Source organism: Crocosphaera chwakensis CCY0110 (assembly GCF_000169335.1).
GTDB classification, from domain to species: Bacteria; Cyanobacteriota; Cyanobacteriia; order Cyanobacteriales; family Microcystaceae; genus Crocosphaera; species Crocosphaera chwakensis.
This window is the reverse complement of the sequence record NZ_AAXW01000001.1, coordinates 125,977-149,220: the sequence shown is the minus strand read 5'-3', so window position 1 is coordinate 149,220 and position 23,244 is coordinate 125,977. Positions and strand designations below refer to the sequence as shown.

24 protein-coding genes and 1 tRNA gene are annotated in these 23,244 nt (G+C 37.9%); 15 read left to right on the top strand and 10 right to left on the bottom strand.

Annotation, left to right across the window (positions count from 1 at the left end):
• Positions 1–189: 189 nt before the first annotated feature.
• The gene (locus CY0110_RS00770) at positions 190–1,209 is read right to left on the bottom strand and encodes a CobW family GTP-binding protein (protein WP_008272614.1); all 1,020 of its coding nucleotides are present in this window, start codon (positions 1,207–1,209) and stop codon (positions 190–192) included.
• Positions 1,210–1,277: 68 nt separating this feature from the next.
• Entirely contained in the window at positions 1,278–1,928 is a 651-nt protein-coding gene (gene folE, locus CY0110_RS00765; protein ID WP_008272613.1) for a GTP cyclohydrolase I FolE, read from the bottom strand.
• An 825-nt stretch (positions 1,929–2,753) separates the two neighbouring features.
• On the opposite strand from folE, the gene CY0110_RS00760 reads away from it, so the two are divergent.
• From CY0110_RS00760 to CY0110_RS00745, 4 genes are all read left to right on the top strand, one after another.
• Positions 2,754–3,335, top strand: coding sequence for a hypothetical protein (locus CY0110_RS00760; RefSeq protein ID WP_008272611.1), 582 nt, complete (start codon positions 2,754–2,756; stop codon positions 3,333–3,335).
• Positions 3,336–3,428: 93 nt separating this feature from the next.
• Positions 3,429–4,016, top strand: coding sequence for an NADPH-dependent FMN reductase (locus CY0110_RS00755; RefSeq protein WP_008272610.1), 588 nt, complete (start codon positions 3,429–3,431; stop codon positions 4,014–4,016).
• Positions 4,017–4,508: 492 nt separating this feature from the next.
• Positions 4,509–5,285 (top strand): MBL fold metallo-hydrolase, encoded by a 777-nt coding sequence (locus tag CY0110_RS00750; RefSeq protein WP_008272609.1) that lies wholly within the window; start codon positions 4,509–4,511, stop codon positions 5,283–5,285.
• Positions 5,286–5,376: 91 nt separating this feature from the next.
• On the top strand, positions 5,377–6,648 hold the full coding sequence (locus CY0110_RS00745) for an MFS transporter (RefSeq protein ID WP_008272608.1): 1,272 nt from the start codon (positions 5,377–5,379) through the stop codon (positions 6,646–6,648).
• A gap of 182 nt (positions 6,649–6,830) precedes the next feature.
• On the opposite strand, the gene CY0110_RS00740 is transcribed toward CY0110_RS00745, so the two are convergent.
• Positions 6,831–6,902, bottom strand: a tRNA-Asn gene (locus CY0110_RS00740).
• Positions 6,903–7,053: 151 nt separating this feature from the next.
• Here CY0110_RS00740 and CY0110_RS00735 point away from each other — a divergent pair.
• Positions 7,054–7,533, top strand: coding sequence for a hypothetical protein (locus CY0110_RS00735; RefSeq protein WP_008272607.1), 480 nt, complete (start codon positions 7,054–7,056; stop codon positions 7,531–7,533).
• Between the two features lie 50 nt (positions 7,534–7,583).
• On the opposite strand, the gene CY0110_RS00730 is transcribed toward CY0110_RS00735, so the two are convergent.
• Positions 7,584–7,916: an antibiotic biosynthesis monooxygenase gene (locus tag CY0110_RS00730; protein ID WP_008272606.1), complete on the bottom strand. Its 333-nt coding sequence runs from the start codon at positions 7,914–7,916 to the stop codon at positions 7,584–7,586.
• Positions 7,917–8,191: 275 nt separating this feature from the next.
• Here CY0110_RS00730 and CY0110_RS00725 point away from each other — a divergent pair, with 275 nt between their 5' ends.
• The 3 genes from CY0110_RS00725 to CY0110_RS00715 all read left to right on the top strand — a co-directional run bounded on the left by CY0110_RS00725 (position 8,192) and on the right by CY0110_RS00715 (position 10,388).
• Complete coding sequence (locus CY0110_RS00725) at positions 8,192–9,664, top strand: aldehyde dehydrogenase family protein (RefSeq protein WP_008272605.1); 1,473 nt, start codon at positions 8,192–8,194, stop codon at positions 9,662–9,664.
• 111 nt (positions 9,665–9,775) lie between these two features.
• Positions 9,776–10,099, top strand: a complete 324-nt coding sequence (locus CY0110_RS00720; protein WP_008272604.1) for a hypothetical protein — start codon at positions 9,776–9,778, stop codon at positions 10,097–10,099.
• Positions 10,074–10,388 carry a hypothetical protein gene (locus tag CY0110_RS00715; protein WP_008272603.1) on the top strand — a complete coding sequence of 105 codons (315 nt, stop codon included), beginning with the start codon at positions 10,074–10,076 and terminating at the stop codon, positions 10,386–10,388. Before CY0110_RS00720 ends, CY0110_RS00715 begins: the two co-directional genes overlap by 26 nt.
• Before the next feature lie 26 nt (positions 10,389–10,414).
• Here CY0110_RS00715 and rsmH read toward each other — a convergent pair whose 3' ends face one another.
• Positions 10,415–11,329: a 16S rRNA (cytosine(1402)-N(4))-methyltransferase RsmH gene (rsmH, locus tag CY0110_RS00710; RefSeq protein WP_008272602.1), complete on the bottom strand. Its 915-nt coding sequence runs from the start codon at positions 11,327–11,329 to the stop codon at positions 10,415–10,417.
• Positions 11,330–11,640: 311 nt separating this feature from the next.
• On the opposite strand from rsmH, the gene CY0110_RS00705 reads away from it, so the two are divergent.
• From CY0110_RS00705 to CY0110_RS00695, 3 genes are all read left to right on the top strand, one after another.
• Positions 11,641–12,048, top strand: a complete 408-nt coding sequence (locus CY0110_RS00705; RefSeq protein ID WP_232285661.1) for a DUF4168 domain-containing protein — start codon at positions 11,641–11,643, stop codon at positions 12,046–12,048.
• A 386-nt stretch (positions 12,049–12,434) separates the two neighbouring features.
• A complete protein-coding gene (locus CY0110_RS00700) occupies positions 12,435–13,004 on the top strand; it encodes a general stress protein (RefSeq protein ID WP_008272600.1) in 570 nt (189 codons plus the stop codon).
• 332 nt (positions 13,005–13,336) lie between these two features.
• Positions 13,337–13,942 (top strand): hypothetical protein, encoded by a 606-nt coding sequence (locus CY0110_RS00695; RefSeq protein WP_008272599.1) that lies wholly within the window; start codon positions 13,337–13,339, stop codon positions 13,940–13,942.
• A 23-nt stretch (positions 13,943–13,965) separates the two neighbouring features.
• On the opposite strand, the gene CY0110_RS00690 is transcribed toward CY0110_RS00695, so the two are convergent.
• Entirely contained in the window at positions 13,966–14,994 is a 1,029-nt protein-coding gene (locus CY0110_RS00690) for an aldo/keto reductase (protein ID WP_008272598.1), read from the bottom strand.
• 164 nt (positions 14,995–15,158) lie between these two features.
• On the opposite strand from CY0110_RS00690, the gene CY0110_RS00685 reads away from it, so the two are divergent.
• Positions 15,159–15,563 carry a hypothetical protein gene (locus CY0110_RS00685; RefSeq protein ID WP_008272597.1) on the top strand — a complete coding sequence of 135 codons (405 nt, stop codon included), beginning with the start codon at positions 15,159–15,161 and terminating at the stop codon, positions 15,561–15,563.
• A 73-nt stretch (positions 15,564–15,636) separates the two neighbouring features.
• Here the strand turns inward: CY0110_RS00685 and CY0110_RS00680 are convergent, their stop codons facing one another.
• Positions 15,637–15,960, bottom strand: a complete 324-nt coding sequence (locus tag CY0110_RS00680) for a hypothetical protein (protein ID WP_008272596.1) — start codon at positions 15,958–15,960, stop codon at positions 15,637–15,639.
• Positions 15,961–16,587: 627 nt separating this feature from the next.
• Between CY0110_RS00680 and CY0110_RS31300 the strand changes: the two genes are divergently transcribed.
• Together CY0110_RS31300 and CY0110_RS00670 are read left to right on the top strand one after the other, a co-directional pair.
• Positions 16,588–18,585 carry an NACHT domain-containing protein gene (locus CY0110_RS31300; RefSeq protein ID WP_008272595.1) on the top strand — a complete coding sequence of 666 codons (1,998 nt, stop codon included), beginning with the start codon at positions 16,588–16,590 and terminating at the stop codon, positions 18,583–18,585.
• A 159-nt stretch (positions 18,586–18,744) separates the two neighbouring features.
• On the top strand, positions 18,745–20,151 hold the full coding sequence (locus CY0110_RS00670; RefSeq protein ID WP_008272594.1) for a carotenoid oxygenase family protein: 1,407 nt from the start codon (positions 18,745–18,747) through the stop codon (positions 20,149–20,151).
• Here the strand turns inward: CY0110_RS00670 and CY0110_RS00665 are convergent, their stop codons facing one another.
• The 3 genes from CY0110_RS00665 to CY0110_RS00655 all read right to left on the bottom strand — a co-directional run bounded on the left by CY0110_RS00665 (position 20,152) and on the right by CY0110_RS00655 (position 22,380).
• Positions 20,152–20,748 carry a YdcF family protein gene (locus tag CY0110_RS00665; protein WP_008272592.1) on the bottom strand — a complete coding sequence of 199 codons (597 nt, stop codon included), beginning with the start codon at positions 20,746–20,748 and terminating at the stop codon, positions 20,152–20,154.
• A 226-nt stretch (positions 20,749–20,974) separates the two neighbouring features.
• Positions 20,975–21,751 carry a ChaB family protein gene (locus CY0110_RS00660; protein ID WP_008272591.1) on the bottom strand — a complete coding sequence of 259 codons (777 nt, stop codon included), beginning with the start codon at positions 21,749–21,751 and terminating at the stop codon, positions 20,975–20,977.
• A gap of 89 nt (positions 21,752–21,840) precedes the next feature.
• Positions 21,841–22,380 (bottom strand): Dps family protein, encoded by a 540-nt coding sequence (locus CY0110_RS00655; protein WP_008272590.1) that lies wholly within the window; start codon positions 22,378–22,380, stop codon positions 21,841–21,843.
• A 288-nt stretch (positions 22,381–22,668) separates the two neighbouring features.
• Here CY0110_RS00655 and CY0110_RS00650 point away from each other — a divergent pair, with 288 nt between their 5' ends.
• Complete coding sequence (locus CY0110_RS00650; RefSeq protein WP_008272589.1) at positions 22,669–23,238, top strand: DUF3611 family protein; 570 nt, start codon at positions 22,669–22,671, stop codon at positions 23,236–23,238.
• The last annotated feature ends 6 nt before the right edge of the window (positions 23,239–23,244 follow it).

Below are 23,244 nucleotides of genomic sequence, written 5' to 3'. Positions count from 1 at the left end.
AACATGAGTTTGACCCGAACACATGGTTAATCCCTTGTTAACAAAAGCTATTATGGGCATTTTGTCGATAAATCCCCCATAAACCTCAGGTAGTGAGACTTTTTCCCTTTTTGGCAAGCTGCTATATAGGGTAGGCAGTGTGTTGTGATCAAGAAAAATCTACGAAAAAGATTGCCCACCTTAACCCCTTTATGCTAAACACTGATTAAGTTGATGTCTGAGCATTTTTCCATCTAAGTTACGTCCAATTAACACTAATTGATTTCGGGGAGTCCTTTGCCAGTCATCAGCATTCATAGTATAACGTTTTCCGCTAAGTTGAAAAATATGACGCAATTGACTTTCTTGAAACCATAATATCCCTTTGGCTCGGAAAACATTAGTGGTCAAATCATCCAGAAAAAAGGTTTGAAATTTCTCTACAATAAAAGGGCGATCGCTTTCAAAAGATATAGAAACAAATCCATCTATCGTTAAATGATCAGAATGGTGATGATCGTGATCATGTTCGTGATCATGGTGATGATGATGTTCAGTTGTGTCTTCTATCCTAAAATTCTGAGCATTATTAACATCAATATCGAGAATTAAAGGAAGAGGAACTTGTGTATATTGACTATGAATAATTCTCGCCCCTGACTTAATTTGATTAATATCTGTTTCTAATTGTTTAACTTTTTCATCTGATACTAAATCGGTTTTATTGAGCAGAATAATATCACCATAAGTAATCTGATGTAATGCAGCTTCACTTTGAAAATGTTCAGAGGTAAACGTTTCTGCATCAACAACAGTTAAAATAGAATCCAGTCGGGTCATGTCCCGTAATTCAGTATTCAGAAAGGTTAAAGCAATGGGTAAGGGATCAGCAACCCCTGTGGTTTCTAAAATTAAATAATCAATGTTATCCCCTTGCTCAAATACTTGATAAACTGCCGCCACTAAATCATCATTAATCGTGCAACAAATACAACCATTACTTAACGCCACCATGTTTTCATCAATGGAGACTAATAACTGACTATCAATATCAATATCACCAAATTCATTGACTAATACAGCAACTTTTAACTGTTGATTATTGGTCAAAATATGATTAACTAAGGTAGTTTTTCCACTCCCTAGAAACCCTGTAATAATAGTCACAGGCATTCCCTGTTTAGGAAGGGTTAAAGGAGATTTATTAGGAACGGATAATGTTTTAGTCATAATTGTATTAAGGGTGAGGAAAAGAAAGCAGAGGCGATAAAATTAACGCCCCTGTTAGCAGTCATGATTTAACCTTGAAAGGTGGCAGAATGACGAATTAAACTCATAAATTCTTGGCGAGTTTTGGCATCCTCTGCAAACATTCCACGAACAGCACTGGTAACAGTCCATGATCCGGGTTTTTGAACGCCACGCATAACCATGCACATATGGGTCGCTTCTACCACGACGGCCACCCCTTTCGGTTGTAATAATCCTTGTAGTGCATCTGCAATTTGTGCGGTGAGGCGTTCTTGTACCTGTAACCGTCGTCCGTACATTTCACAAATACGGGCAATTTTTGAGAGGCCAATGACTTTACCATCAGGAATATAAGCAACATGAGCGCGACCCAAAATAGGTAAAATATGATGCTCACAGGAACTAAAGAGATCAATATCCCTCACTAAAACCATTTCATCGGTATTTTCGTGAAAAACTGCCCCATTGAGCAGTTCATCAAGGGATTGATGATAGCCAGAGGTTAAAAATTTTAGAGCTTTGACTACCCGTTTTGGCGTGTCTCTGAGTCCTTCTCGATCAGGATCTTCCCCCAGTCCTAAAAGTAGGGTTCGGACGGCCTGATGCATTTCTTCCTCAGTGACAGGAGGATGAGATCGACTAATAAGTCTTGGTAAAGCAGGGTTGTAGTCCTTAGACTTGGGCTGAGATAAAGTCATTGATTAACTGGGGAGATAGAGATAAAATGATAATCATTTTCAACTTTAACACAAAGTGATATTCAGTTCTCAGAAATAGCTATAGAGATTGCTTCGGGGTATTTTCAGTAAAATTCAAAGCTTACTGCTTATATTACCCCTCGCAATGCGGTGCGACCCCGGCGAGGTTTCCCCGCCTAGGGAACGCGCACTAAGACGACTACAACTTCCATCATCACTTTAAGGCGGTTACGGCCATTAGTCCTTTACAGTTTCAAAAACAACTGCGACTCCAAGAAGCTCGCCGTCTGATACCAAATCCGGTTCTCAAACCTATCTTATCTTCTAGAAGAGGCAGAAGGCAGAGGGCAGGAGGCAGAAGGGTTTTAAAGCTTTAAGCTATTAATTTTAAAAGGGGGTATCTCAAGCGGATTTGGTCTGATGCTGGGGGAAAACCTCGATGCAACCACTACGGCTTACCGAGTGGGGTATGACGATGCGTCTCACTTTAATCGGGAATACAAGCGGTATTTTGGCAGTCCGCCGATGCGGGATGTAGATCAACTGCGCGAACAGACTAAGTAGTCGGACATCAATATAATCGACTATCTTAAGAAATGCAAACAAGCTAGAAGCTCTCTCACTGCTACCCTCAACTTATCATTTCTATTGTTAATAATGAGAATTGGTATTACAATCAAACTGTACAGTCTAGTATGATTATTGGAGTAGGAAAATAAACAACTCCCAAGATAAAGAAGTAGTAGTTCAAATCTGTGGATCATCAACAAACTGTTTTACAATCCTTCGTCCCGCGAATAAATAGATATAACTGGGAACTCAACTATGGCTAAGCAGTCGCTCGTAACTAAAGAGAAAAAAAAACCAACGTCTGGCATTAGACTGACAGGAGACCAAAAAAGCTGGCTGATATCACTCCATGTTATTTCAGGGGCAATTTGGTTTGGTACTGTCCTTTCTATGGTGGTTATGGTGGTTCATAATCTCAACACCACAAACGGAGATGAACTTTACGCGATTAACTCAGTTGTAAAATTATTAGATGATTGGGTTGTTATTCCAGCAGCTAATATAACTTTACTGACTGGATTATTAATTTGCTGGTTTACGATTTGGGGATTTTTTAAGTTTTACTGGGTAATTACGAAGTTGGTTATGACTGTCACCTTAATTACTTTTGGCACTTTTTGGTTAGGGCCTTGGACGAATGCTATGACGGCTATTTCTGATAGCGAAAGATTACAAGCATTAAATAATCCCCTATTTATGTTTGATACTAAAGCACTTATTATTGGTGGTTTAATTCAAATTACAACTCTGATTTTTATATTTATTATTTCTTTTTTGAAACCTTGGGGAAGGCGAGATATTAAAGCCAAAAATAAACCTAAGACTTCAGCTACTTAGAGTGTGCTATTAATTGTATTACTTGCCTGCTTAACTAAGCAGTTCTCTTGACTGAAACCTGGTTAATTTAGAGTTAATTTAGAAAAAATGACGATGACTAAACCTGTAAAGATTCTGGCTTTTGCTGGTAGCTCTCGGATCGATTCTTTTAATAAAAAGCTAGTTAAAGTTGCTATCGAAGGAGCGAAGGCTACAGGAGTTGAAGTGACCTACATTGACTTTTTAGACTATTCAATGCCCTTATTCAATGAAGATTTAGAATCTGAGGAAGGTCTGCCTGATACGGTACTTGAGTTTAAAGCATTACTGAAAAACCATCAAGGATTTCTGATCGCTTGCCCAGAATACAACGGCTCCATCACGCCTTTGCTGAAAAATGCGATTGATTGGGCTTCTCGCCCCGAACCTGGTGAACCCCCGATGTCTCTTAGTTGTTTTAAAGGCAAAGTGGCCGCATTGTTGGCCACCTCCCCTAGTGGTTTAGGGGGCTTACGGGGTTTAGGACATGTGCGAGCCATTTTGGAAGGCATTGGCGTAACCGTCATCCCAGAGCAGAAAGCCATTCCCAGTGCTTATCAAGCCTTTGATGAGCAAGGCCATCTCAATGATGAAAAGCAAATGCAAGAGGTGCAAGGAATTGCTAAAAAGCTTGCTGAGGTAACCGCTAAATTATCGCAGTGAACAAGGTTATAGTTCTAACTACAGAGAAAAAGAAGTCCGAGATGCTTTTAAAACGGCAGTTATAAAACTTAGGAAAAGAATATGAAAAACAACAGTTCAAGTCGACCTAAATTGGTTAATAACTTAAGGAAATGTTTTGGCAAAAAATAGGATACAATCCTAAGAAAATTCGGGAGTAATGGGTTGGCAACCGAGATAAAAAAATGTCAAAAATTTAGCGTATTAAGTCAAACTTATTAAAGTCTTACAAGGAAGCTAAAGCCTGGTTAAAATATTAAGAATAAGTAGTTTAAATTAAACTTTTGAATTATCAACATGGGATGTTTCTTAAGCCTTAAGATAGACGTTAAAATGCAGAAAATTAGTTAAATTAAATAGAAATATGTTTGTTATAAGTGTACTAAACAAAATAATAAGTTGCTGAAATCACAACAGCAAATTTTAGTAACACAATACAACTAAACCTTAAAGATAAACCTCAATAGGAGTTTTATGATGAGTCTACAAAACTTTACACGAGAGAATTCTGAAACCTCTGCTCCAGCAAGCAATAGCTCCATTGCAGCAGACCATAAGCAATGGGTTTGCATCACTTGTGGCTACAATATGATTGATGAAATGCCTGATGTTTGCCCGTTCTGCGGAGCAAGTCATGATAAATTCGTCGCTTGGGATGAAGCAGAGCGAATCTACCAAGTCACACCCCACCGCGTCAATGATTATGTCGTACAGTTGCTATCTGTGCCTCGTCTGGGGATAGAACACGCTGCTTATCTTATTGAAACGGATGATGGAGCAGTGTTGATTGATTGTCCATCCGCATTCAATCGAGATTTGGAACCAGTAAAGGCAATCTACTTCACCCATAAGGATTTCTTAGGTGCATCCAATCAGTATCGCGAATTGTGGGGAGCAAAAGTCTATCTGCACGCTCTTGATACCGAGATTCCAATCGCTAAACCATTTCCAGTTGATCGTCCATTTGATGGCGATTTTACCGAGCATGGCATTGAAGCGTTCCATATTGGCGGACACTCACCAGGGTTTACCATGTATATCTACAAAAAAGTGTTGTTTATCTGCGACTATGCGTTCCCACCAGGGGATAAAATGCGATTTAACCCTTTCGGCCCCCAACAAGAGACACGCGATCGCGCAACACGGATACTCGAAATTATTTCTGAGCGATCGCTTGAGACTGTCTGTGGCTACAATTTCATCGCAGAATTTAATAGCTGGCGTGAGGATTTCAAGAATCTATTTGATTAATAATGAAACAAACTCAAACTTTCAACGACCGATAGATAGGCGATCGCCTTTATTAAAGTTATGCTTTAATGCTCATTAATTAAATTTTTAGATGAAACAAATTCGGCGACAGCCATTCGATCTACCGCCTATATTTTGGCTTGTTACCGCAATTGCCTTTATCAACTCCGTTAGCTTTACCATAGTCATCCCTTTACTCTATCCTTACGCCAAACAATTTGGGTTGAGCGATTTTCAAGCAAGTTTGTTAACCACAGCATTTGCTTTATCTCAGTTTCTGGGAACGCCAATTTTAGGGAGTCTTTCAGACCGTTTGGGACGTAAATCCATACTAATTGTGAGTCTGGCCGGAACGGTAGTAGCGAATATGGTTGCCAGCTTTGCGACAGTAGCTTGGTTGCTTTATGCTGCCAGAGTTTTAGACGGTTTGACTGGTGGTAATACTTCGGTGGCGAGGGCTGTTATTAGCGACATTACTGATGCTTCCCAACGCACCAAAGCCTTTGGAATTTTTAGTGCTACCTTTCGTTTGGGTTTTGTCGTCGGCCCGTTTTTAAGTTATTTAGCCCAACAGTTACCTACCTTTGCGGGAATTTCATCGTTGGGAATGAGCTTTGTTGTTAGTGCAGCGATCGCTAGTATTGCTTTACTACTAACAATCGTATTTTTACCAGAAAAGCGATCTCGAAGAGATCCCCATAGCGGTACGCAAAAAGAAAAGTTTCGTTTAAGCTGGCATGATTTTGCCTTGGGCAAGATTGCTAAATCGGCCACAATTCCCAAATTAGGACAATTGTTTATTTTGACGTTTTTAAGCGGTAGCACTTTTACTATTTTTACTTTTGCTTTTCAGCCATTTTTTCTCAACGTACTCAACCAAAATACAAAAAGACTGGCAATTATGTTTGCTATCGTCGGTATGCTAGGGTTTATTTCTCAAGTATTTGCTTTAGAACCTTTGAGCAAAAGATTTAATCTGATCAATATTATTGCTGTAACCCTGGCAATAAGAGGGCTAACTTTTATACTCATGCCAGCTTTTCCTACTTTTACCGCGTTTGTCATAATTTTGAGTATTTTTGCCTTGGTTAATTCTTTTCCCATGCCTTTGATCGATACGGTACTATCACTCAATACCAGTCCTCAAAAACAGGGAGAAGTATTGGGCATTAATGCTGCTTATTTAAGCATTGCTAATGCGATTGGACCGATGATTTCTGGTTTACTGGTTAGTTTTGATTATCAAACTCCCTTATGGATTACAGGAGGCTTGACTTTATTAGTCGCTGGTTTTGCTACTCATTTAAAAACGAAGTTTGATTGCAGATCAAAAGGTAACAATTCAGGTGAACAGACTTTTTAAAGACCCTAAATCAATACTGTTATCAATCACTGTGCAGATAGAGTATTACTAAAAGTTTCGATTTAAGCTTTTCAAGAAATGCCTGACTTTCGTCCTCAATAATTCCCCTTGGTTAACTAGCGAACAAACTTAGTTATGTTTGTAGTATGCACTAAGAAATTATAAAAGTTTTCAATCTTAAACTCCCCAGGTAGGATTCGAACCTACGACCAATCGGTTAACAGCCGACCGCTCTACCACTGAGCTACTGAGGATTGCTCACACAATTACTAACTATAGCAACAAGCTCTATTGTTTGGCAAGCCCTTGCTTTACTTTTCTTAAAAAAAATCATTCACCCAGACGTTGTTAATTTTGACCTTTCGGCTTTATTGTATAAGTATGGTTCTCGCCGTGTAACTCCTCATGCCTATTAATCACCATCGTCCTGTATCATTATCTTTAATGTCGACGGACTTAGCCATTGACTCTACTTTAGAAACCTCTGGGACTTTATACCAAAAAGATCGTTTTCGGTTCGATTTACTCCTCAGTCAACCTGATAACTCCCAAGCAGCCAATCAAGAGGAAGCCACTTCAGCAGTGGAAACGGCTAAACATATGTTGTGGCTAGAAATTTCTCCTGCAAGGGTTATTATGAGCTTACAGGGAAATGGTAAATTCTGTTATCGCCATTTTTGGGAGCCAGGAATTTACGGGTTAAGCCGTTATTGGTTAAATGACAACAGTGGGGACATCGCCAATGCTTTCCGTCTAAGAAATTATACTCGTCGCTTACAGTTAGACGGGGAAATATTGCCAGAATATTTAAGAATTGAATATGAGTTATGGTCAGGAAAAGTTCAATTAGGTAATTATATTCTCAATTTGGAAGTTTATCATTAACTTTTGCCTCAGAATTCCCTGAGAAACTTGTTCAATTATTAAGCTAAAAGTTAAGTTTCAGAAAAACCATCAATCTCACTACAAACTTCGTAAAAATCTGTTTTTGGAGGTTTTACAAATAAAGGACTCATTTCTTCAATAATTTTTTCATAAACCTCACTTTGATTGGCTTCCATGTCTTCAATTTTTTCCCACATAATCACGGCTATGCCTTCATCTGTTCCAGGTTTTTGTAATAAAAATGCTCCTTGGAACCCTTGCTTGTAAGTCGATACTGCTTTTTCATAAAGTTTTTGGGCTTCAGAAAATTGGCCGGGTTTAAATTCTCCTACAGCAACATAAGCATACTTATGCTTAAGAAAATCGAGAAATTCTCCTGACATTATTAAACTCCAAAATCTTTAGACGTTGCGGAAACATTAAATGATTGAGAAAATATAGACAATTAATTATCAATTATTTTCAATCTCTTCTATTAACTATATATCTTATTTTGCTTCTTTTTATAACATCTTTTAACCTTTTCTTAAGTAATGGTAAAAACATCAATACTTAATTAAAAAATAAAATGTTAATTTTTGAAAAAAATAGGATCTAAATCAATCAGAATGTTTCACCCTAAAAATAAAGTTGATATAAAAAATGGAGACTTAATAAGATGGTCACAGCAACACGACCAGAAAGCAAAGCTAAAATAGGTCCAACCCAACTATTAATTAATAATGAATGGATAGAAAGTGCTTCAGGAAAACGCTTTGAAACCATTAATCCCACCACAGGGGAAGTCATTTGTGACGTAGCTGAAGCTGACGCAGAGGATGTCGATAAAGCCGTCAAAGCTGCTAGAAATGCCTTTAACCAAGGAGACTGGCCAAACCTATCTGCTAGTCAACGGGGAAAACTTCTCTATAAATTAGCTGATTTGATCGAAGCCAATATCGAAGAATTAGCTCGTTTAGAAACATTAGATAACGGAAAACCTTATCAAGACTCCTTAAACGCTGATTTGCAACTTGTGATTGCTTGTTATCGTTATTATGCAGGTTGGGCAGATAAAATACAAGGCAAAACCATTCCTATCAACGGCCCCTATTTTTGTTACACTCGTCATGAACCCGTCGGGGTAGTAGGGCAGATCATACCTTGGAATTTTCCTTTATTAATGCAAGCATGGAAACTCGGCCCCGCTTTGGCCACAGGAAACACAGTGGTAATGAAAACCGCCGAACAAACTCCCTTATCCGCGTTAAGGGTTGGAGAATTAATTATAGAAGCAGGGTTTCCTCCAGGAGTCGTTAACTTACTCTCAGGATATGGCCCAACGGCAGGACAAGCGATCGCCCGTCATTATGATATAGATAAAGTAGCCTTTACTGGATCGACAGAAGTTGGCCACTTAATCTTAGAAGCGTCAGCCCAAACCAACTTAAAGCGCGTTACTCTAGAATTAGGTGGAAAAAGCCCGAATATTGTCTTTGCTGATGCTAATCTCGATCAGGCCATAGAAGGGGCGCATTTTGGATTATTCTTCAATCAAGGTCAATGTTGTTGTGCTGGATCGCGTCTATTTGTAGAAGAAAAATGTTATGACGAGTTTGTGGCGAAAAGCGTCGAACGGGCTAAACAGCGTATTGTCGGCGATCCGTTTGATGATAACACTACCCAAGGGCCCCAAGTAGATCAGACTCAATTTGATAAGGTAATGGAGTATATTGAGTCAGGACAACGGGAAGGCGCAAAACTACTGTGTGGTGGTGGCCGTGTGGGCGATCGCGGTTACTTCATCGAACCCACGGTCTTTGCTGATGTACAAGATAACATGAAAATTGCCCAAGAAGAGATTTTCGGCCCTGTGATGAGTATTATCAAGTTCAAAGACATGGATGAAGTGATCCAACGGGCGAATGATACCATGTATGGTTTAGCTGCTGCTGTCTGGACTCAGGATATTAGTAAAGGTCATCTGATTTCTAATGCTTTACGTGCCGGGACTGTCTGGGTTAACTGTTACGATGTGTTTGATGCGGCTGCGCCTTTTGGTGGTTTTAAACAGTCTGGTATGGGTCGAGAATTAGGAGAATATGGCCTACAACAATACACAGAAATTAAAACAGTAACCGTTAAGCTTTAAATAGTTTTGAAACGGTTGTGGGAGTATTATTAACTCCCACATTTAATGCGAGGAATATTGTCGAAACTAATTAAAATCCTTAGAAGTTCATAGTTAGAAATTTTAGTAACCATGCCCAAAGATATTTTAAAGATAATTGATGTTGTTTTAAATAAAGGAATTCTAGTTGCTATTCCTATTGTTATTGGAATAGTTGGTAATAATATATCTCAATCTTTAGACAGAGCAAAATTAATAGATGCTTTACTTGACGATCTTACTAATACTGAAACTAGACGAGATATTGCCCTTATGGCTTTACATATGGGGATTCCTGTAAAAAAATCTATCTTATTAAAGATAGATGAAGATCAAAGTGACGAAGTTGTTGAAATAGCTGAAATATTATTAAGGGACTCAATTATTGTCGATGACAGTTATCTCTATCAATTTTAGAGGAAGTATAAAAAGAGAACTGATCAACAATATGAGAGGAACATTTCAACAACAAGATTGGATAGCTCCTCCCGCTTTAAGAGTAGATGGAAATTACGAAAATAATTTGAAATATTTTAATGAATCTGATCAAAGTATAGCTCAGGAAATTAAGCAAAAAACTGAGCAATTTTTAGCTAAGAAAAAATGTAATAAAAACACTATTAATCTAGACAAAAAGACAAATTCTAATAGAGAGGAAGGACAAATAGAAATTTGGATTCATAGTAGCTGTGAATTGAAAGAATAAACTTTGACATTGTTTTACTTTCATAACTATTTGTATGATGAGTGATCACTAAGTTTCCGTTGTGCAAACCGTAATTTTGCCGATCGCGATCGCGGATTTTTTTCTCGTTCTTCAGGTTGGGCAATCATCGGTTTTTTCGTCACAACATCCAACAATAAAGAGTCTCGAAAACTATATTTAACCCGACGATCTTCTAAACTATGAAAACTAATAATTCCTATACGTCCCCCAGGTTTCAACCAATGAGGGGCTTTTTCTAAGAACCTTTCTAACGAACCTAACTCATCATTAACCGCAATGCGTAACGCCTGAAAAACGCGCGTAGCAGGGTGTATGCGTCCATACCGTTGTTTTGGGGGGAAACATTTAGCGATCGCCTCTGCTAACTCTGTGGTGGTCTCAAAGGGACGTTGTTGTACAATACGACGGGCAATGGGACGCGATCGCCGTTCTTCACCATATTGATAAAATAAATCCGCTAAACTGGTTTGATCCCAATGATTAATAATTTCTGCTGCGGTTAAAGACTGTTCCCGGTTCATCCGCATATCTAAAACCGCTTCATGGCGAAAACTAAAGCCTCTTTCAGGGACATCAAACTGAGGCGAACTTACCCCTAAATCAGCTAAAATACCGTTAAATTGTGCTGTTTCTCCTGGATAGTCTGCAAAATTGCCCTGCCAGACTTGAAAGCGATTTTCGGCGATCTCGGATAAATTATCTTGAGTTGTAGCGATCGCTTCCCCATCGAGATCAATTCCTGTTACCCTAACATCAGGAAAAGCCTCTAAAATAAGACGACTATGGCCACCCCGTCCCAAAGTCGCATCCAAATAATGACCATTAGGTTCGATGGCTAAACCTTCTATCACCTCTTGACATAAAACAGGAGTGTGAAGGTTAGGGGAAACAGACTGGTTAGAGTGATCGATGTTAGTCATAAACATTAGGTTAACAGAGGAAACAGAGGCGTTAGAGAAAACCGAGTAAAAATCTTAACTCATTTTGTCTTTTTACTATCTTGCCTCATGACACACCCAAACCCAGTCTAATCCTTAATCCTACTGTCATTCCATTAACTCACAATTTCACTTAGTGTGGTAATGGTAAGGAACTTATAATGCTCAAAATAATTCAAAAAAAAAGAAACCCAGGCGGGGATTCAGTTATTATTATGAATTTGGCGGCTCAACGCATGGTGTTTATTCACTGTTCCCTTTTAAATTTGAACAGAATCTTCACTCGTTCTCTTATGTCTAGTTTAGTAGTATTTTTTGGTATTCTTCATGGGTGTAGTTTGCTCCCAAATGTCTCTCCTACCCCATCGCCGCCACCTTCTAATTTTAGTGATGAAGAAGTCACAAATTATGCTCAGACGGTGTTAAAAATTGAAGATCAACGTCGTATCGCCTATGATCAAATCGAAGCAGTTATAGACGATCAACCTCCAGAAATTGCTTGTGATCAACCGCAAACCATCAAACAACTACCAGATAAAGCTCAAAAGATTGCCGTTGAATTTTGTAATGAATCGAAGCAAATAGCCCAAGATAGTGGCTTATCCTCAAACCAGTTTAATGCCATCACTGAAAACGCCCAAAAAGATGCCAGTCTCAAAACAAGAATTCAAAATGCAATGATTCGTATTAGAAAGCCCTAATCTATATCTATCAGTCAGAATCATCCTTATTATTTGCTCTATATTCTAAATTTCTAGTTTTAATCTTATTTCCTAACCCTTATTGGGTTTCTCTCCAGTCAATTTAACTGCTATGGGAAAATCTAATATGAGTAAACTTTATTCTAATTTACTAACGAATAAACTTAAATATAAACAATTTAAACTTAATAATCAAGTATTTGTCATCTTCCTTTTACAATAAAAACAAACTAACATTTTAATAGTATATTTATCTCTTTAGACAGATGTAAATTCTTGAAAAAATGAAGATTATAGTAATAGTAAAGTCGGTAAAAATATAGATACTAAGAATAGTAAATCGACTTGAAAAGTAGAATTTTACTGAAAGAATTAGGTTAAACAATATGAATAATACAACAATTAAACACGCGATCGGCACATTTGAACATAGAAGTAACGCTGAATCTGCACTACAGAAATTAAGAGATCAGGGTTTTAATATGGATAAAGTATCCATCATCACTCGTCATGAAGATGCTGATGGTAATTTTGCTGGCGCAGAAGTTAAATCCTCTGGAGAACAAGCTAAAGGAGGAGCTAAAGCCGGTGCAACTGCTGGTGCGGCCACTGGTGGTGTTCTTGGTCTTATTGGTGGTTTAGGTGTATTAGCCATTCCCGGCGTTGGCCCAATAGCTGAACTTGGTGTTGTTTTAGCCAACACCCTATTAGGCGGAGGTATTGGTGCCGTTGGAGGCGGTTTAATCGGTGCATTAATCGGTTGGGGTGTTCCCGAAGACCAAGCAAAATACTATAACGAGCGAGTGTCTGAAGGTGAGTATCTCTTACTGCTAGAAGGAACCGTCGAAGAAGTAAATATGGCCGAATCCATCTTACGTAATAACCATATTCGCAATTGGAATCTATATAATGCTCCCACGGGTCATGGTAGTCCTGTTACTGGTCGCATGGTTTAGAATATAGACCATCTCCTCATGCTGAAATAGGGGATATAAATAAACCCCCTGTCATAGATCGTTTCTTCTCTTGCTTAAATCCTCCACAATCTGTGGAGGTTTCATTTTTTTTCGAGTTCCGATTAATCTATCTAAAGATAGACATTTTTATTGATAATTTTACTGCAATCATTAATATCCCGAAAGGTAGATGTTTTTTTCTTAAAAAAAAGTCATTAATTAAGTATATTGCATATCTATTATGTATCTTTATACTTCTTTTGTCCTTACTGACCTGAGAAGTGACTAAGGATTTTAGAAGCTATTCCGTTGTCACTCAAATTAGAATAATTATGAAATTACAATATTCAACTCTAAAAAAAATCTTTCCCTTATCTCTGATGTTACTAACTTTTTCTTTAGTATCATGTCAGGTCGAACAGGAGCAACAAGGGCAATTACCCGATGTTAATGTAGAGCCTGGACAGTTGCCAGAGTATGATATTCAAGGACCAGATGTCAATGTTGGGTTAACGGAGAAAACCGTTGTTGTTCCTAAAGTGGTCGTCGTACAGGACAAAGAGACTGTTCAAGTTCCCTATGTCGATGTTAATGTCCCCGGAGCCGAAAATGAAGAACGCACTATAACCACTGAAGTAGAAGTACCTTCCGGAGGTTACGATATCGAAATTCAAGGTGTATACGCTGTTGACAATGAATTATGGGTGATCTCTCAACTCACTGAAGAAAATCCCAATGCACCAGAAGCTGAAGTAAGAATATCTGATCGCATTGTCATGAATGCTCCTAGTATGCCTGTACGACAGTTTGTTATCGGCAACTCTCCTAGTAATTCCTATAACGAACAATATACATTTATTGATAGTCGCGAAGAAATTGCCTCTCAACTCAATTCTGGAAAAGAGCTATATGGCAATCAACAGAAAGCAAGTCGATAAATACTTTTAATTCAGATCAAGTATTACTTGGTCTGAAACGGATTTTGTACCATTTCTTTATCAACTTTTTGGGTTAATTTATCTAATTCCATGACTTCTCCTTCACTCAGTCGCCAACCCATTGCGCCTAAATTTTGCTCCATCTGTTGATAATTTTTTGCTCCAGGAATAGGAATAAACCCTTTACAAATACACCAATTAATGGCTACTTGTGCCATTGTTTTTTGTCTCTGAGTAGCAATTTCTTCTAAACCTTGGATTAAAGGACGAATTTTCGGCAACATTTGTCTAAAAAATAGACCGCGAAAACCACCAGGAAGCTTACCCTTTTCTCGATATTTTCCGGTTAATAATCCTAAAGCTAAAGGACTATAAGCAATCAATTGTACACCCAACTCATCACACACTTCTTTAACTCCTAACTCTCTCACAGGATAAGTAGATAGTAAAGAATATTGTATTTGTAAGGTAACGATAGGGATGTCTCTTTCGGAAAACCTTTTAACAATTTGTTTGAGTCTTTTTGGCCCGTAATTCGATAAACCCACTCCTTTAACTAACCCTTGTTGATGCAAGTCCCCTAACCCATCTAATAAAGGCCATTCTTGCCAAGGAAAATAATTAGCAGTTGGCCAGTGCATTTGAACTAAATCAATATTTATTCCTAACCGTTTTGCTGAGGCTTTTCCTGCTTCTACCATTGAGTGACGAGTCCATCGCCAAGGATAAGCAGCTAATTTTGTGGCGATACAAATCTTATCCTTGTTCAGTCCGTCATACTCGTGGCTAAACTTTCCTAATAAAGTTTCACTGCGTCCCTTGAGGGTTCCTGTTCCGTAAGAGTCTCCTGTATCAAATAAGATAACACCACGACTCACAGCTAGGTTAAACACCTGTTGTAAGTCCTTATCCATCGTTTGATCATAATCCCATAAAAAGCGATTTCCCCAGGCCCAGGTACCACATCCCATCCGAGATAATAAGAGGGAAGAATTAACAGAAATAAGGGTTTCTTGGGTCTTATTTAAGTTTTGGGAGGGTTGTGTGGCCATGAGTTATCAGTTAATTCAGTTATTTCTCATCAATTAAATAATAGCAATTTATTATTCATTGGTGATCAAACTCACATTTTATGGTTAACACGCTCACTGACTGAATGACAAGAAACAGTCATAATCTTTAAAGATTATGATAAAAATTAAAGGAGATAATTTGAATGATCAAGCTATCTGATAGAGAGGTGAGACAGAAATTTTTACAGTGCAATTATTCTATTTTATCCAGTTGTTTCTGGCATTTCCGTCAACAAAAAGGCGAAGGATTATTAGTCATTATCCTTGATGAGTACGAAGACACACTTCAATTAGAATATGAAACCAACTTATCTGAGTTGTTCTCTGAAAAAACATTAAATAAAAAAGTTTATCCCAAGATCAACACTTATAATTGTAACGAAGAGTTATTAGTAGCATTTCAGCTAAAGTCAGAACGAAAGATGAATGCTGATAACTGTATTTTACATTCTATTGGTTCTAGTAATTTTCCTGTTAAGGTAGCTGCCGAAGTCGCTCGTATTTTATTTCAAAATCTTCAATCTGAAAAAGAATTATGCACTGCTTAAGTAATCAATAAAAAGTATTTAATAGCGTTTTTACTTAATATTGATTACTAATTTAATCTTATTATAACTTCAATTAACGGTGGGGTTGAGAAGCTTCTATAAGAAAATGTTCTCCATTTTGTTGATAAACTAAAACTTGTTCCCCTCTGGCTAAAGAATTACTAGGATGATGAAATCTCAGTTTCGTTTTATCAGATAATTCAATAAATAAAATACTACCATAGGGTCCCGATACTATCCCCGTAATGGTACCAACTTCATAGGGAGATTTTGTAGCGACACTTTCAGAATTAGAATTTTGCTGTGAAGAAGGTTGTTTAATGGGTTCTGCGGGGGTAATTTTGGCAACAGAAACTAAGGCAATAATTGAAATTACGCCAACTAAAAATCCATTCATTTAATTGTCCTCAATGATGCAATGAGTAAGTTTATTTAAGAGATTGATAACCTCGTTTGTAACTATTTTCTTCCTTTCTTTCACTGTAGAAGTCATAGTTAACCTAAGCTATAAAAAGAAAATTAAATTTATTTGTATTTTGTAGATTTAATGATAAATTTAGTTTTGTTTATCTAAACTAGAGTATAATTTTACTGGAAGTTTTGAAAAATCTAAGAAAAATCTTTTTGAAATTATTGGCTTAAATTGGATCTCTTCCAAAAGTTATTTAAACTGAAACTTAGAGAATGGTAATTCATAATTATAAACATCTATAAAAATCAATTTTTGTAAGTTTTTGCGTCTTTTAAATTGATGAGAGCGCAAGTTATCAAGAGTAGCTTAAGCTTAATAGATAACCCCAGCTTGCCCATATTTCTACTTTTAGCTACTTTTTTTTATGCGACCGCATTTCTTTAAATTTCATTATTGCTATTACGGGGGAGACAAAACCTTATCAGAGTTACTCTGCAATATGTCCTAAATTTAGCTGATTCGGTCACATTGGTTAACTATACTAGAAAAAGAGAAAATAGCTAGAATTTCTTTTAAAACCCTAGCTAAGCGTCCTATATAAGTTTATTGATAATGGCAGTTCTAGACCCTTTAGTGTGGACTTTGGCCTGGACAGTTACTTTAGTCCAATCGGAATCAGCTACAGAGACAGATAATTCTTGTTCTTATACTATTCTCAACCTTTCTTTAAATTGGTTGTGTCACTTAAATCTTCAAAACATGGCTGCTTTTGCCACCATAATAGCAGCTATTCCTGTGATTATAGCTGGATTTAAGTTCATTCAAAGGCGAAGGGGATTGGAATCTAGAAGTGAAATATCAGATTCCAAAATTCGTCAGTTATTAATATCTCAACTGGACGAAGATTATTCAGAACGCCGTCATGATTCCCTTCATAACTTAATTAAAATTGATCTCGAAATCGAAGAACAGGCTCAACGAGTAGGTAATCGTAAACCAGAGTTAATCCCAGAAGATACGCCTCAGTTTAACAAATTAAATATCCTTAACCGATTCTTTAAACGTCTTCGAGTCCCTGACAAAGCCACACCACTCAGTCCAGTGCAAAAGACCATTGAATTCTATGAACGGGATGATGTGGCAGAGAAATTACTAATCTTAGGAGAACCAGGAGCAGGAAAAACAACTGAACTGCTAAATTTGGCTGATGATTTGCTCGAAAGAGCTAAAAAGGATGAGAAGATACCTATTCCTGTTATTCTTGAGCTATCTGCATGGAAGACTAATCAACCTTTGACTGATTGGTTAGTAGGTCAAATGTTTGAGACTTATGGACTAGGAAAAGCAATAGGAAAACGTTGGCTTGATAGTAGTCGTCTAATTTTCCTACTGGATGGGTTGGATGAACTAGGATTAGTTAATCAGGCTAAGTGTATAGAAGGGATTAATCAATTTTTAGCGGAGAAAAAATGGCAACCAGGGTTAGTGGTATGCTGTCGTCGAGAAGAATATGAACAGGCGGAAATACAGCTTGATGAGTTAAATGGAGCAATTTACCTGCAAAAGCTGACAGATCAACAGATTTACAAATATCTTGATAATTTAAAGCGTTCTAGTCTTTGGGAAAACCTACAACAAGACTCTGATTTATTAGAATTAGCTCGTTCGCCCCTATTCTTAAGTATGTTAGTTGTTGCTTATCAAGGTAATGCCATTAGAAATCCTCAAGAACTTTTTAATGCTTACATCAAGAAACAGATTCAAGACCCTAAATGCCAAGGAACCTATCCACCACGGAAAACTCCCTCTCCAGAGACAACCTTACATTATTTGGTTTGGCTGGCAAAGAAACTTGAAACAGTAAGAGAAACCGAATTTTTAATTGAGAAGATGCAGCCAACTTGGTTGGAGTCTTCCAACCAAAAGCTTTTGTATAGGCTAAGTGTTGGGCTAATTATTGGGCTGATTTTGGGGCTGAGTGTCGGGCTGATTGGATGGCTGAGTGTCGGGCTGATTGGATGGCTAATTTTCGGACTAATGGGAGGGCGGATTTTCGGACGCGTTTCCATTTATGTCGCTGAAAAAGTGGAGTTTTCTTTAAAGAAATTTTTAAGTAGAGGGCTGATTTCGGGGCTGAGTGTCGGGCTGATTTTCGGGCTGAGTTTCGGGCTGATTGGAGGGCTGAGTTTGGGGCTGATTTTCGGGCTGAATACGTCGGAAATTCCAACAAAAAAGGATGTCAATCAAGGCATTTGGTTGTCTTGTAAAAATGGTTTATTATTTATGTTGAGTTTGGGGCTGATTTTCGGGCTGATTTGGGGACTGATTTGGGGGCTGATTTCGGGGCTGAGTGTCGGGCTGAGTTTCGGGCTGATTTTCGGGCTATGTTTCGGACTAGATACTTTTATTCAACACTTTATATTACGTCTTGTTCTTTACAGAAATGGTTACATCCCTTGGAACTACTCACGATTTCTTGGCCATGCAGCTAAGCATCGATTTATACAACGAGTTGGGGGACGTTACAGATTTATGCACGATTTACTAAGAAAACACTTTGCTTCTATGTCCCTAGATGAAGCTAAGTTGCAACAATTCCTTAACAGCTAATCACAATAACATTGCCTGTTGCTTGGCACAATAAGCGATTTAGATGAGAGTAAGGTGGGCAATGCCCACCCTACTACGAGGTTTTGCTTCTGCCTCCTGCCTCCCTTGAAGGATTGTTAAACTGATAAAGATAAAAAATAAAATTTAGATATAAGAAGTATGCCTAATTGGTCACAAGCGATCGCAAAACCAGCAGAAGAATTTCCTTTAAAACCCTTACCCATATTATCAGGAGAAATTCCTGATGGACTGAGAGGAACGTTATACCGAAATGGGCCAGGAAGACTCGAAAGAGGAGATCAAAAAGTTGGTCATTGGTTTGATGGCGATGGGGCAATTTTAGCCATTCATTTAACCGAAGAAGGTGCAACAGCAACCTATCGTTATGTACAAACAGAAGGGTATCAAAAAGAAGCAGAAGCTAACCGCTATTTATATCCTAATTATGGAATGACTGTTCCTGGCCCCTTCTGGAAAACTTGGGGAAAAGACGTAAAAAATGTTGCTAATACATCGGTTTTAGCTTTACCAGAAAAATTACTCGCGTTGTGGGAAGGGGGAAATCCTTATGCTTTAAATTTACACAATTTAGAAACAAAAACCTTAGATAATCTTGACAACTTAAATGAAAAACAACCCTTTTCAGCACACCCAAAAATTGATCCTGAAACTGGTATTATCTATAATTTTGGTATCAGTTTAGGTGCAAAAGTTACATTAAACTTATACAAAAGCGATCGCACAGGAAAGGTAGTCCAAAAATCAGATTATTCTTTAGAAGGGTTACGTCTTATTCATGATTTTGTTTTAGCTGGATCTTATATTATCTTTTTTGTTCCGCCAGTTCGAGTGAAATTATTACCTGCTGCATTAGGGTTCTCTAGTTTAAGTGATGCAATGGAATGGAAACCAGAATTAGGAACAGAAATTTTAATTTTTGATCGGGATAGTTTATCCTTTGTTACTAAAGGAAAAGCTGCTCCTTGGTTTCAATGGCATTATAGTAATGGGTATGTTGATGAACAAGGAAATATTATTGTGGAATTTGTTCGTTATCCTGACTTTTCCACCAATCAAAACTTAAAAGAAATACCGACAGGAAAGATAAAAACGCCTGCAAAGGGTACTCTTTGGGAAGTTGAAATAGATCCAAAAACAGCTAAAGTAATTCGTCAAGAGCAATTATTAGATAGGGGATCAGATTTTCCTATTATTCCCCCTCATCAAACCGGACAAAATTGGCGTTATACTTACTTATCAGTTCATCGAGAAAATGCAGATTTATCCGAGGAAATTTTAGGAATCATTGCTCGTTATGATCGACAATTAAATAAGCTAACTGTAGCGAATATGGAAGAAAATTTATATGCTTCAGAACCGATTTTTGTGCCTAATATTCCCAACTCCGAAATAGGATGGGTGTTAACCGTTGTTTATGATGGTAACGAACATCGTTCGGAACTAAGAATTTATGATAGTGAAGAATTAGATAAGCCTCCTTTATGTCGTTTAGGGTTACCGAATGTGATTCCGATGGGATTTCATGGGACTTGGAAAGCAGGATAATTAACTAGGTGGGAGTAAGGTTTCTCCTGTTTTTCCAGTTAGTAACCAAAGAAAAGATCGTCCTCCGTCCCTAATAATTTTCTCAATGGGTTCGGGGGAATCATCAGAAGGAACAGAGAGCGGTTTAAGAGTAATTCCTTGAGTCCCAAAAACAATTTCTCCGATAATTCTTGCTCGGTTCATGTGATTATCAGAAGTGATTAAATAAACACTATCAATCCCTTGGTCTTTCAATTCCTTAACCAAGGTAGTAAAATTAGTTACTGTATCCTTTGCTTGATAATCGAGATGAAGGCGATCGCCACTAATTCCTGCATTGGTAAATATTTTAGTAACATAGTTTTCAGGACTTCCTGAAGACACCCAAATGGGTAAGTTAGGATGTTCGAGAGCAAGTTTAGCTGCAAACCGTTCTCGATCTTCGTGTCCCCCTAAAACAAAAATAGCTTCGGGTTGTGCAAAATAACTTTGTAATTGCTTATAACCCAACCATAACCCTAAAGTGGCTAGACAAAGGAGTGGAAAAAAGCGTTTTTTATATTTCCGACGAGTAATAACTTTAACTTCTGGTTTGGAAGAGCGAATTTTGAGAAACATAAATTATAATACTCATACCAACATCTTGATGAGTCTGTGCTAAAAAGTTATCATCAAGTTCAATGATTTTAGAGTGACATTGATTGCTTAAGGTTTAGCACATATCATTTATAAGTGACGTGGTTGAGATAATTATGCTCCCTTAATTAAAAATTTAACTGTGTCGCGCCTTCTTCCTGATAAAAAAAAGAGAGGGGAGTTAACTCCCCTCTAAGCATTTAGTCCCTTAGACCATTGCTACTTCTTTTTCTTCTTTTCTCCAGACACCGTTTTCATCCTCTGTATAGGATTCTTTTACTGCTTCCCAAGCAGCTTGTTCGGCCTTCATTTCGTCGTTAGTTTCATCAAATACGGCGTTATAGCGTTCGATGAAGGTTGCTTGTGCGTCTTCGGATAAATGGGCCTTTACTTCGATCGCTAAATCTTCGGGACTATCGCAACGTCCAGGACAGGGGTGTGGTAAAGTGGCATCCGTAACGTGGATTTCTTGACCTCCTGCACTTTCCATTAACAATATATACTCTCCAGAGCGATCATCTGGAACCTCAGCCATAACGATAAATTCCCCTGCTTTGAGGCGAGTTTCGTAGATAGTTGCCTTATCTTCAGGCATTCCCCAAGTAGATAACACTGAGGCTAAACCGCCACCCGCACTACCGGCGATCGCACCTGTGGCTGCACCAAGTAATAAGGAACTCAATGGACCAGCAGCAACGACGGAACCGACGAAAGGAATAAAGAGAACTCCCACACCAGTTAATAAACTCAGGAGAGAACCAAACAGAGAGCCAAAAATTGCCCCGCTACGCAGTCCACCAATAATTACGTCTTTTTTGGTGACAAAGCCACTAATACGGGTCTGAGATTGGAAATCTTTACCCATAACAGACAAATGATCTTGGGGTACATCCCTATCTAAAAATCGGTTGATGACTGTGTCGACTTGCTTTTCGTTTTGGAAAATTCCGGTGATGGTTTTTTGTGCTTGATATTCGTTAGTCATAAATAATATTTTTTGTAACAGCAAATAAAATAATTAAGGAAATTGATAGAAAACAGACAAGGGGTTAACCTTGTCGATATCAATCCCATCTAGGCATTAATGGTGGGTTTAGTTTCGCTATTGGGACGATTACCACTACTATCTAATCGTTCGCCTTCAACGAAGGAGCGTAACATCCACGCCATTTCCTCGTGTTGTTCCATAATTCCAGTTAGAAAATCTGCGGTTCCTTCGTCTTTAAATTCTTCAGAAGAACGGCTAATATCTGTTCTTAAATTACGGATTACTTGTTCATGATCACTGGCGAGTCTAGCTACCATTTCAGTGGCTGAAGGTAAGTCATTAGGATGTTCTTTGATGGTAGCTAATTCTAGGAATCCTTTTGCGGTTCCTACAGGATAGCCTCCTAATGCACGAATTCTTTCGGCAGTTTCATCAATGTTTAATGATAGGGCATTATAGTGTTCTTCCCAAAGTTCGTGGAGAGTTCTAAACTGAGGACCCACTACATCCCAGTGATATTTTTTAGTTTTGACATTTAAAAGATAGAAGTCAGATAAGTGACGGTTTAAAAGTTCAATTACCCCATATCTTTGTTCTTCTGTCAATCCAATGTTTAAAGTAGCCATAAATTATTTATTTGTATCGTATCTTCATTTACTATTAGACCAATTTGTTTAAGGTTTTTCCATCTACTCTCTGATAGATATTAAAGTTTTGTAAATTAGTCGTTCTATCTTTAGGTATAGTTCAAGAGTGATATACGGTTTAATAATTTAATGAGTAATTTCTTGTGAGACTAGAAAGTGGGTCATAATCAACCCTGAAGCCTTGACTACAAACTTTTATCTCGTATCTGTGTCATCATAAAGAGGAGTCTACTAAGTCATAACTGTCATAGTTTTCACCATCCGATTATGAGTCAAAACTACCAAATTTCTCGACCCCTTCCGCCTAATGTTAAACGAGCAGCCAATATTCTACAATGGTCAGGGAATATAGGCTTCTGGGGACAGTTAGTATTAGGGGTATTAGCTGCTGCGCTGTTATTCTTGTCTTTAGCAGGTTTAGTCGCTCAGCAAAAATCCACTGAAGGGACTTCTTTTAGTGTTTTTTGTTCGATTGCTGGAGTAATTTCCCTCGTCATCAGTATTTTAATTTGTTTTCGCTATAAAAAAATTGCTCAACTGATGCGAAATCCCGACGCAAAACTGCGACCTAAAAAATCATCGACTTTACGATTAATCCGAGCCGGTTTATTGTCGAATTTGGTGGGTATTTTCCTATCAATTATTGGGGCCGAAGGATTTGTCGGTATTTTATGGAGAAAACTATCTAATATTCCTCAAGGTGCAGCCGTTTATGATACGAGTAAGTTACCTACCCCTAGCGAAATTTTACTGCTTCTGGCGAATACTCACACCATTTTATGTCACTTTGCTGGTATTGTAGTGGGTCTTTATTTATTAGATCGTTTGGATCGATAATTGGAT

What these genes read in the sequence shown, in the direction of transcription:
- CY0110_RS00725 (WP_008272605.1), top strand. Translation starts at nt 8,192, where the DNA reads ATGGTCACAGCAACACGACCAGAAAGCAAAGCTAAAATAGGTCCAACC.
- CY0110_RS00690 (WP_008272598.1), bottom strand. Translation starts at nt 14,994, where the DNA reads ATGGCCACACAACCCTCCCAAAACTTAAATAAGACCCAAGAAACCCTT.
- CY0110_RS00695 (WP_008272599.1), top strand. Translation starts at nt 13,337, where the DNA reads ATGAAATTACAATATTCAACTCTAAAAAAAATCTTTCCCTTATCTCTG.
- CY0110_RS00655 (WP_008272590.1), bottom strand. Translation starts at nt 22,380, where the DNA reads ATGGCTACTTTAAACATTGGATTGACAGAAGAACAAAGATATGGGGTA.
- CY0110_RS00750 (WP_008272609.1), top strand. Translation starts at nt 4,509, where the DNA reads ATGATGAGTCTACAAAACTTTACACGAGAGAATTCTGAAACCTCTGCT.
- CY0110_RS31300 (WP_008272595.1), top strand. Translation starts at nt 16,588, where the DNA reads ATGGCAGTTCTAGACCCTTTAGTGTGGACTTTGGCCTGGACAGTTACT.
- CY0110_RS00705 (WP_232285661.1), top strand. Translation starts at nt 11,641, where the DNA reads ATGTCTAGTTTAGTAGTATTTTTTGGTATTCTTCATGGGTGTAGTTTG.
- CY0110_RS00685 (WP_008272597.1), top strand. Translation starts at nt 15,159, where the DNA reads ATGATCAAGCTATCTGATAGAGAGGTGAGACAGAAATTTTTACAGTGC.
- folE (WP_008272613.1), bottom strand. Translation starts at nt 1,928, where the DNA reads ATGACTTTATCTCAGCCCAAGTCTAAGGACTACAACCCTGCTTTACCA.
- CY0110_RS00745 (WP_008272608.1), top strand. Translation starts at nt 5,377, where the DNA reads ATGAAACAAATTCGGCGACAGCCATTCGATCTACCGCCTATATTTTGG.
- rsmH (WP_008272602.1), bottom strand. Translation starts at nt 11,329, where the DNA reads ATGACTAACATCGATCACTCTAACCAGTCTGTTTCCCCTAACCTTCAC.
- CY0110_RS00715 (WP_008272603.1), top strand. Translation starts at nt 10,074, where the DNA reads ATGACAGTTATCTCTATCAATTTTAGAGGAAGTATAAAAAGAGAACTG.
- CY0110_RS00730 (WP_008272606.1), bottom strand. Translation starts at nt 7,916, where the DNA reads ATGTCAGGAGAATTTCTCGATTTTCTTAAGCATAAGTATGCTTATGTT.
- CY0110_RS00770 (WP_008272614.1), bottom strand. Translation starts at nt 1,209, where the DNA reads ATGACTAAAACATTATCCGTTCCTAATAAATCTCCTTTAACCCTTCCT.
- CY0110_RS00700 (WP_008272600.1), top strand. Translation starts at nt 12,435, where the DNA reads ATGAATAATACAACAATTAAACACGCGATCGGCACATTTGAACATAGA.
- CY0110_RS00660 (WP_008272591.1), bottom strand. Translation starts at nt 21,751, where the DNA reads ATGACTAACGAATATCAAGCACAAAAAACCATCACCGGAATTTTCCAA.
- CY0110_RS00760 (WP_008272611.1), top strand. Translation starts at nt 2,754, where the DNA reads ATGGCTAAGCAGTCGCTCGTAACTAAAGAGAAAAAAAAACCAACGTCT.
- CY0110_RS00735 (WP_008272607.1), top strand. Translation starts at nt 7,054, where the DNA reads ATGCCTATTAATCACCATCGTCCTGTATCATTATCTTTAATGTCGACG.
- CY0110_RS00650 (WP_008272589.1), top strand. Translation starts at nt 22,669, where the DNA reads ATGAGTCAAAACTACCAAATTTCTCGACCCCTTCCGCCTAATGTTAAA.
- CY0110_RS00670 (WP_008272594.1), top strand. Translation starts at nt 18,745, where the DNA reads ATGCCTAATTGGTCACAAGCGATCGCAAAACCAGCAGAAGAATTTCCT.
- CY0110_RS00680 (WP_008272596.1), bottom strand. Translation starts at nt 15,960, where the DNA reads ATGAATGGATTTTTAGTTGGCGTAATTTCAATTATTGCCTTAGTTTCT.
- CY0110_RS00665 (WP_008272592.1), bottom strand. Translation starts at nt 20,748, where the DNA reads ATGTTTCTCAAAATTCGCTCTTCCAAACCAGAAGTTAAAGTTATTACT.
- CY0110_RS00755 (WP_008272610.1), top strand. Translation starts at nt 3,429, where the DNA reads ATGACTAAACCTGTAAAGATTCTGGCTTTTGCTGGTAGCTCTCGGATC.
- CY0110_RS00720 (WP_008272604.1), top strand. Translation starts at nt 9,776, where the DNA reads ATGCCCAAAGATATTTTAAAGATAATTGATGTTGTTTTAAATAAAGGA.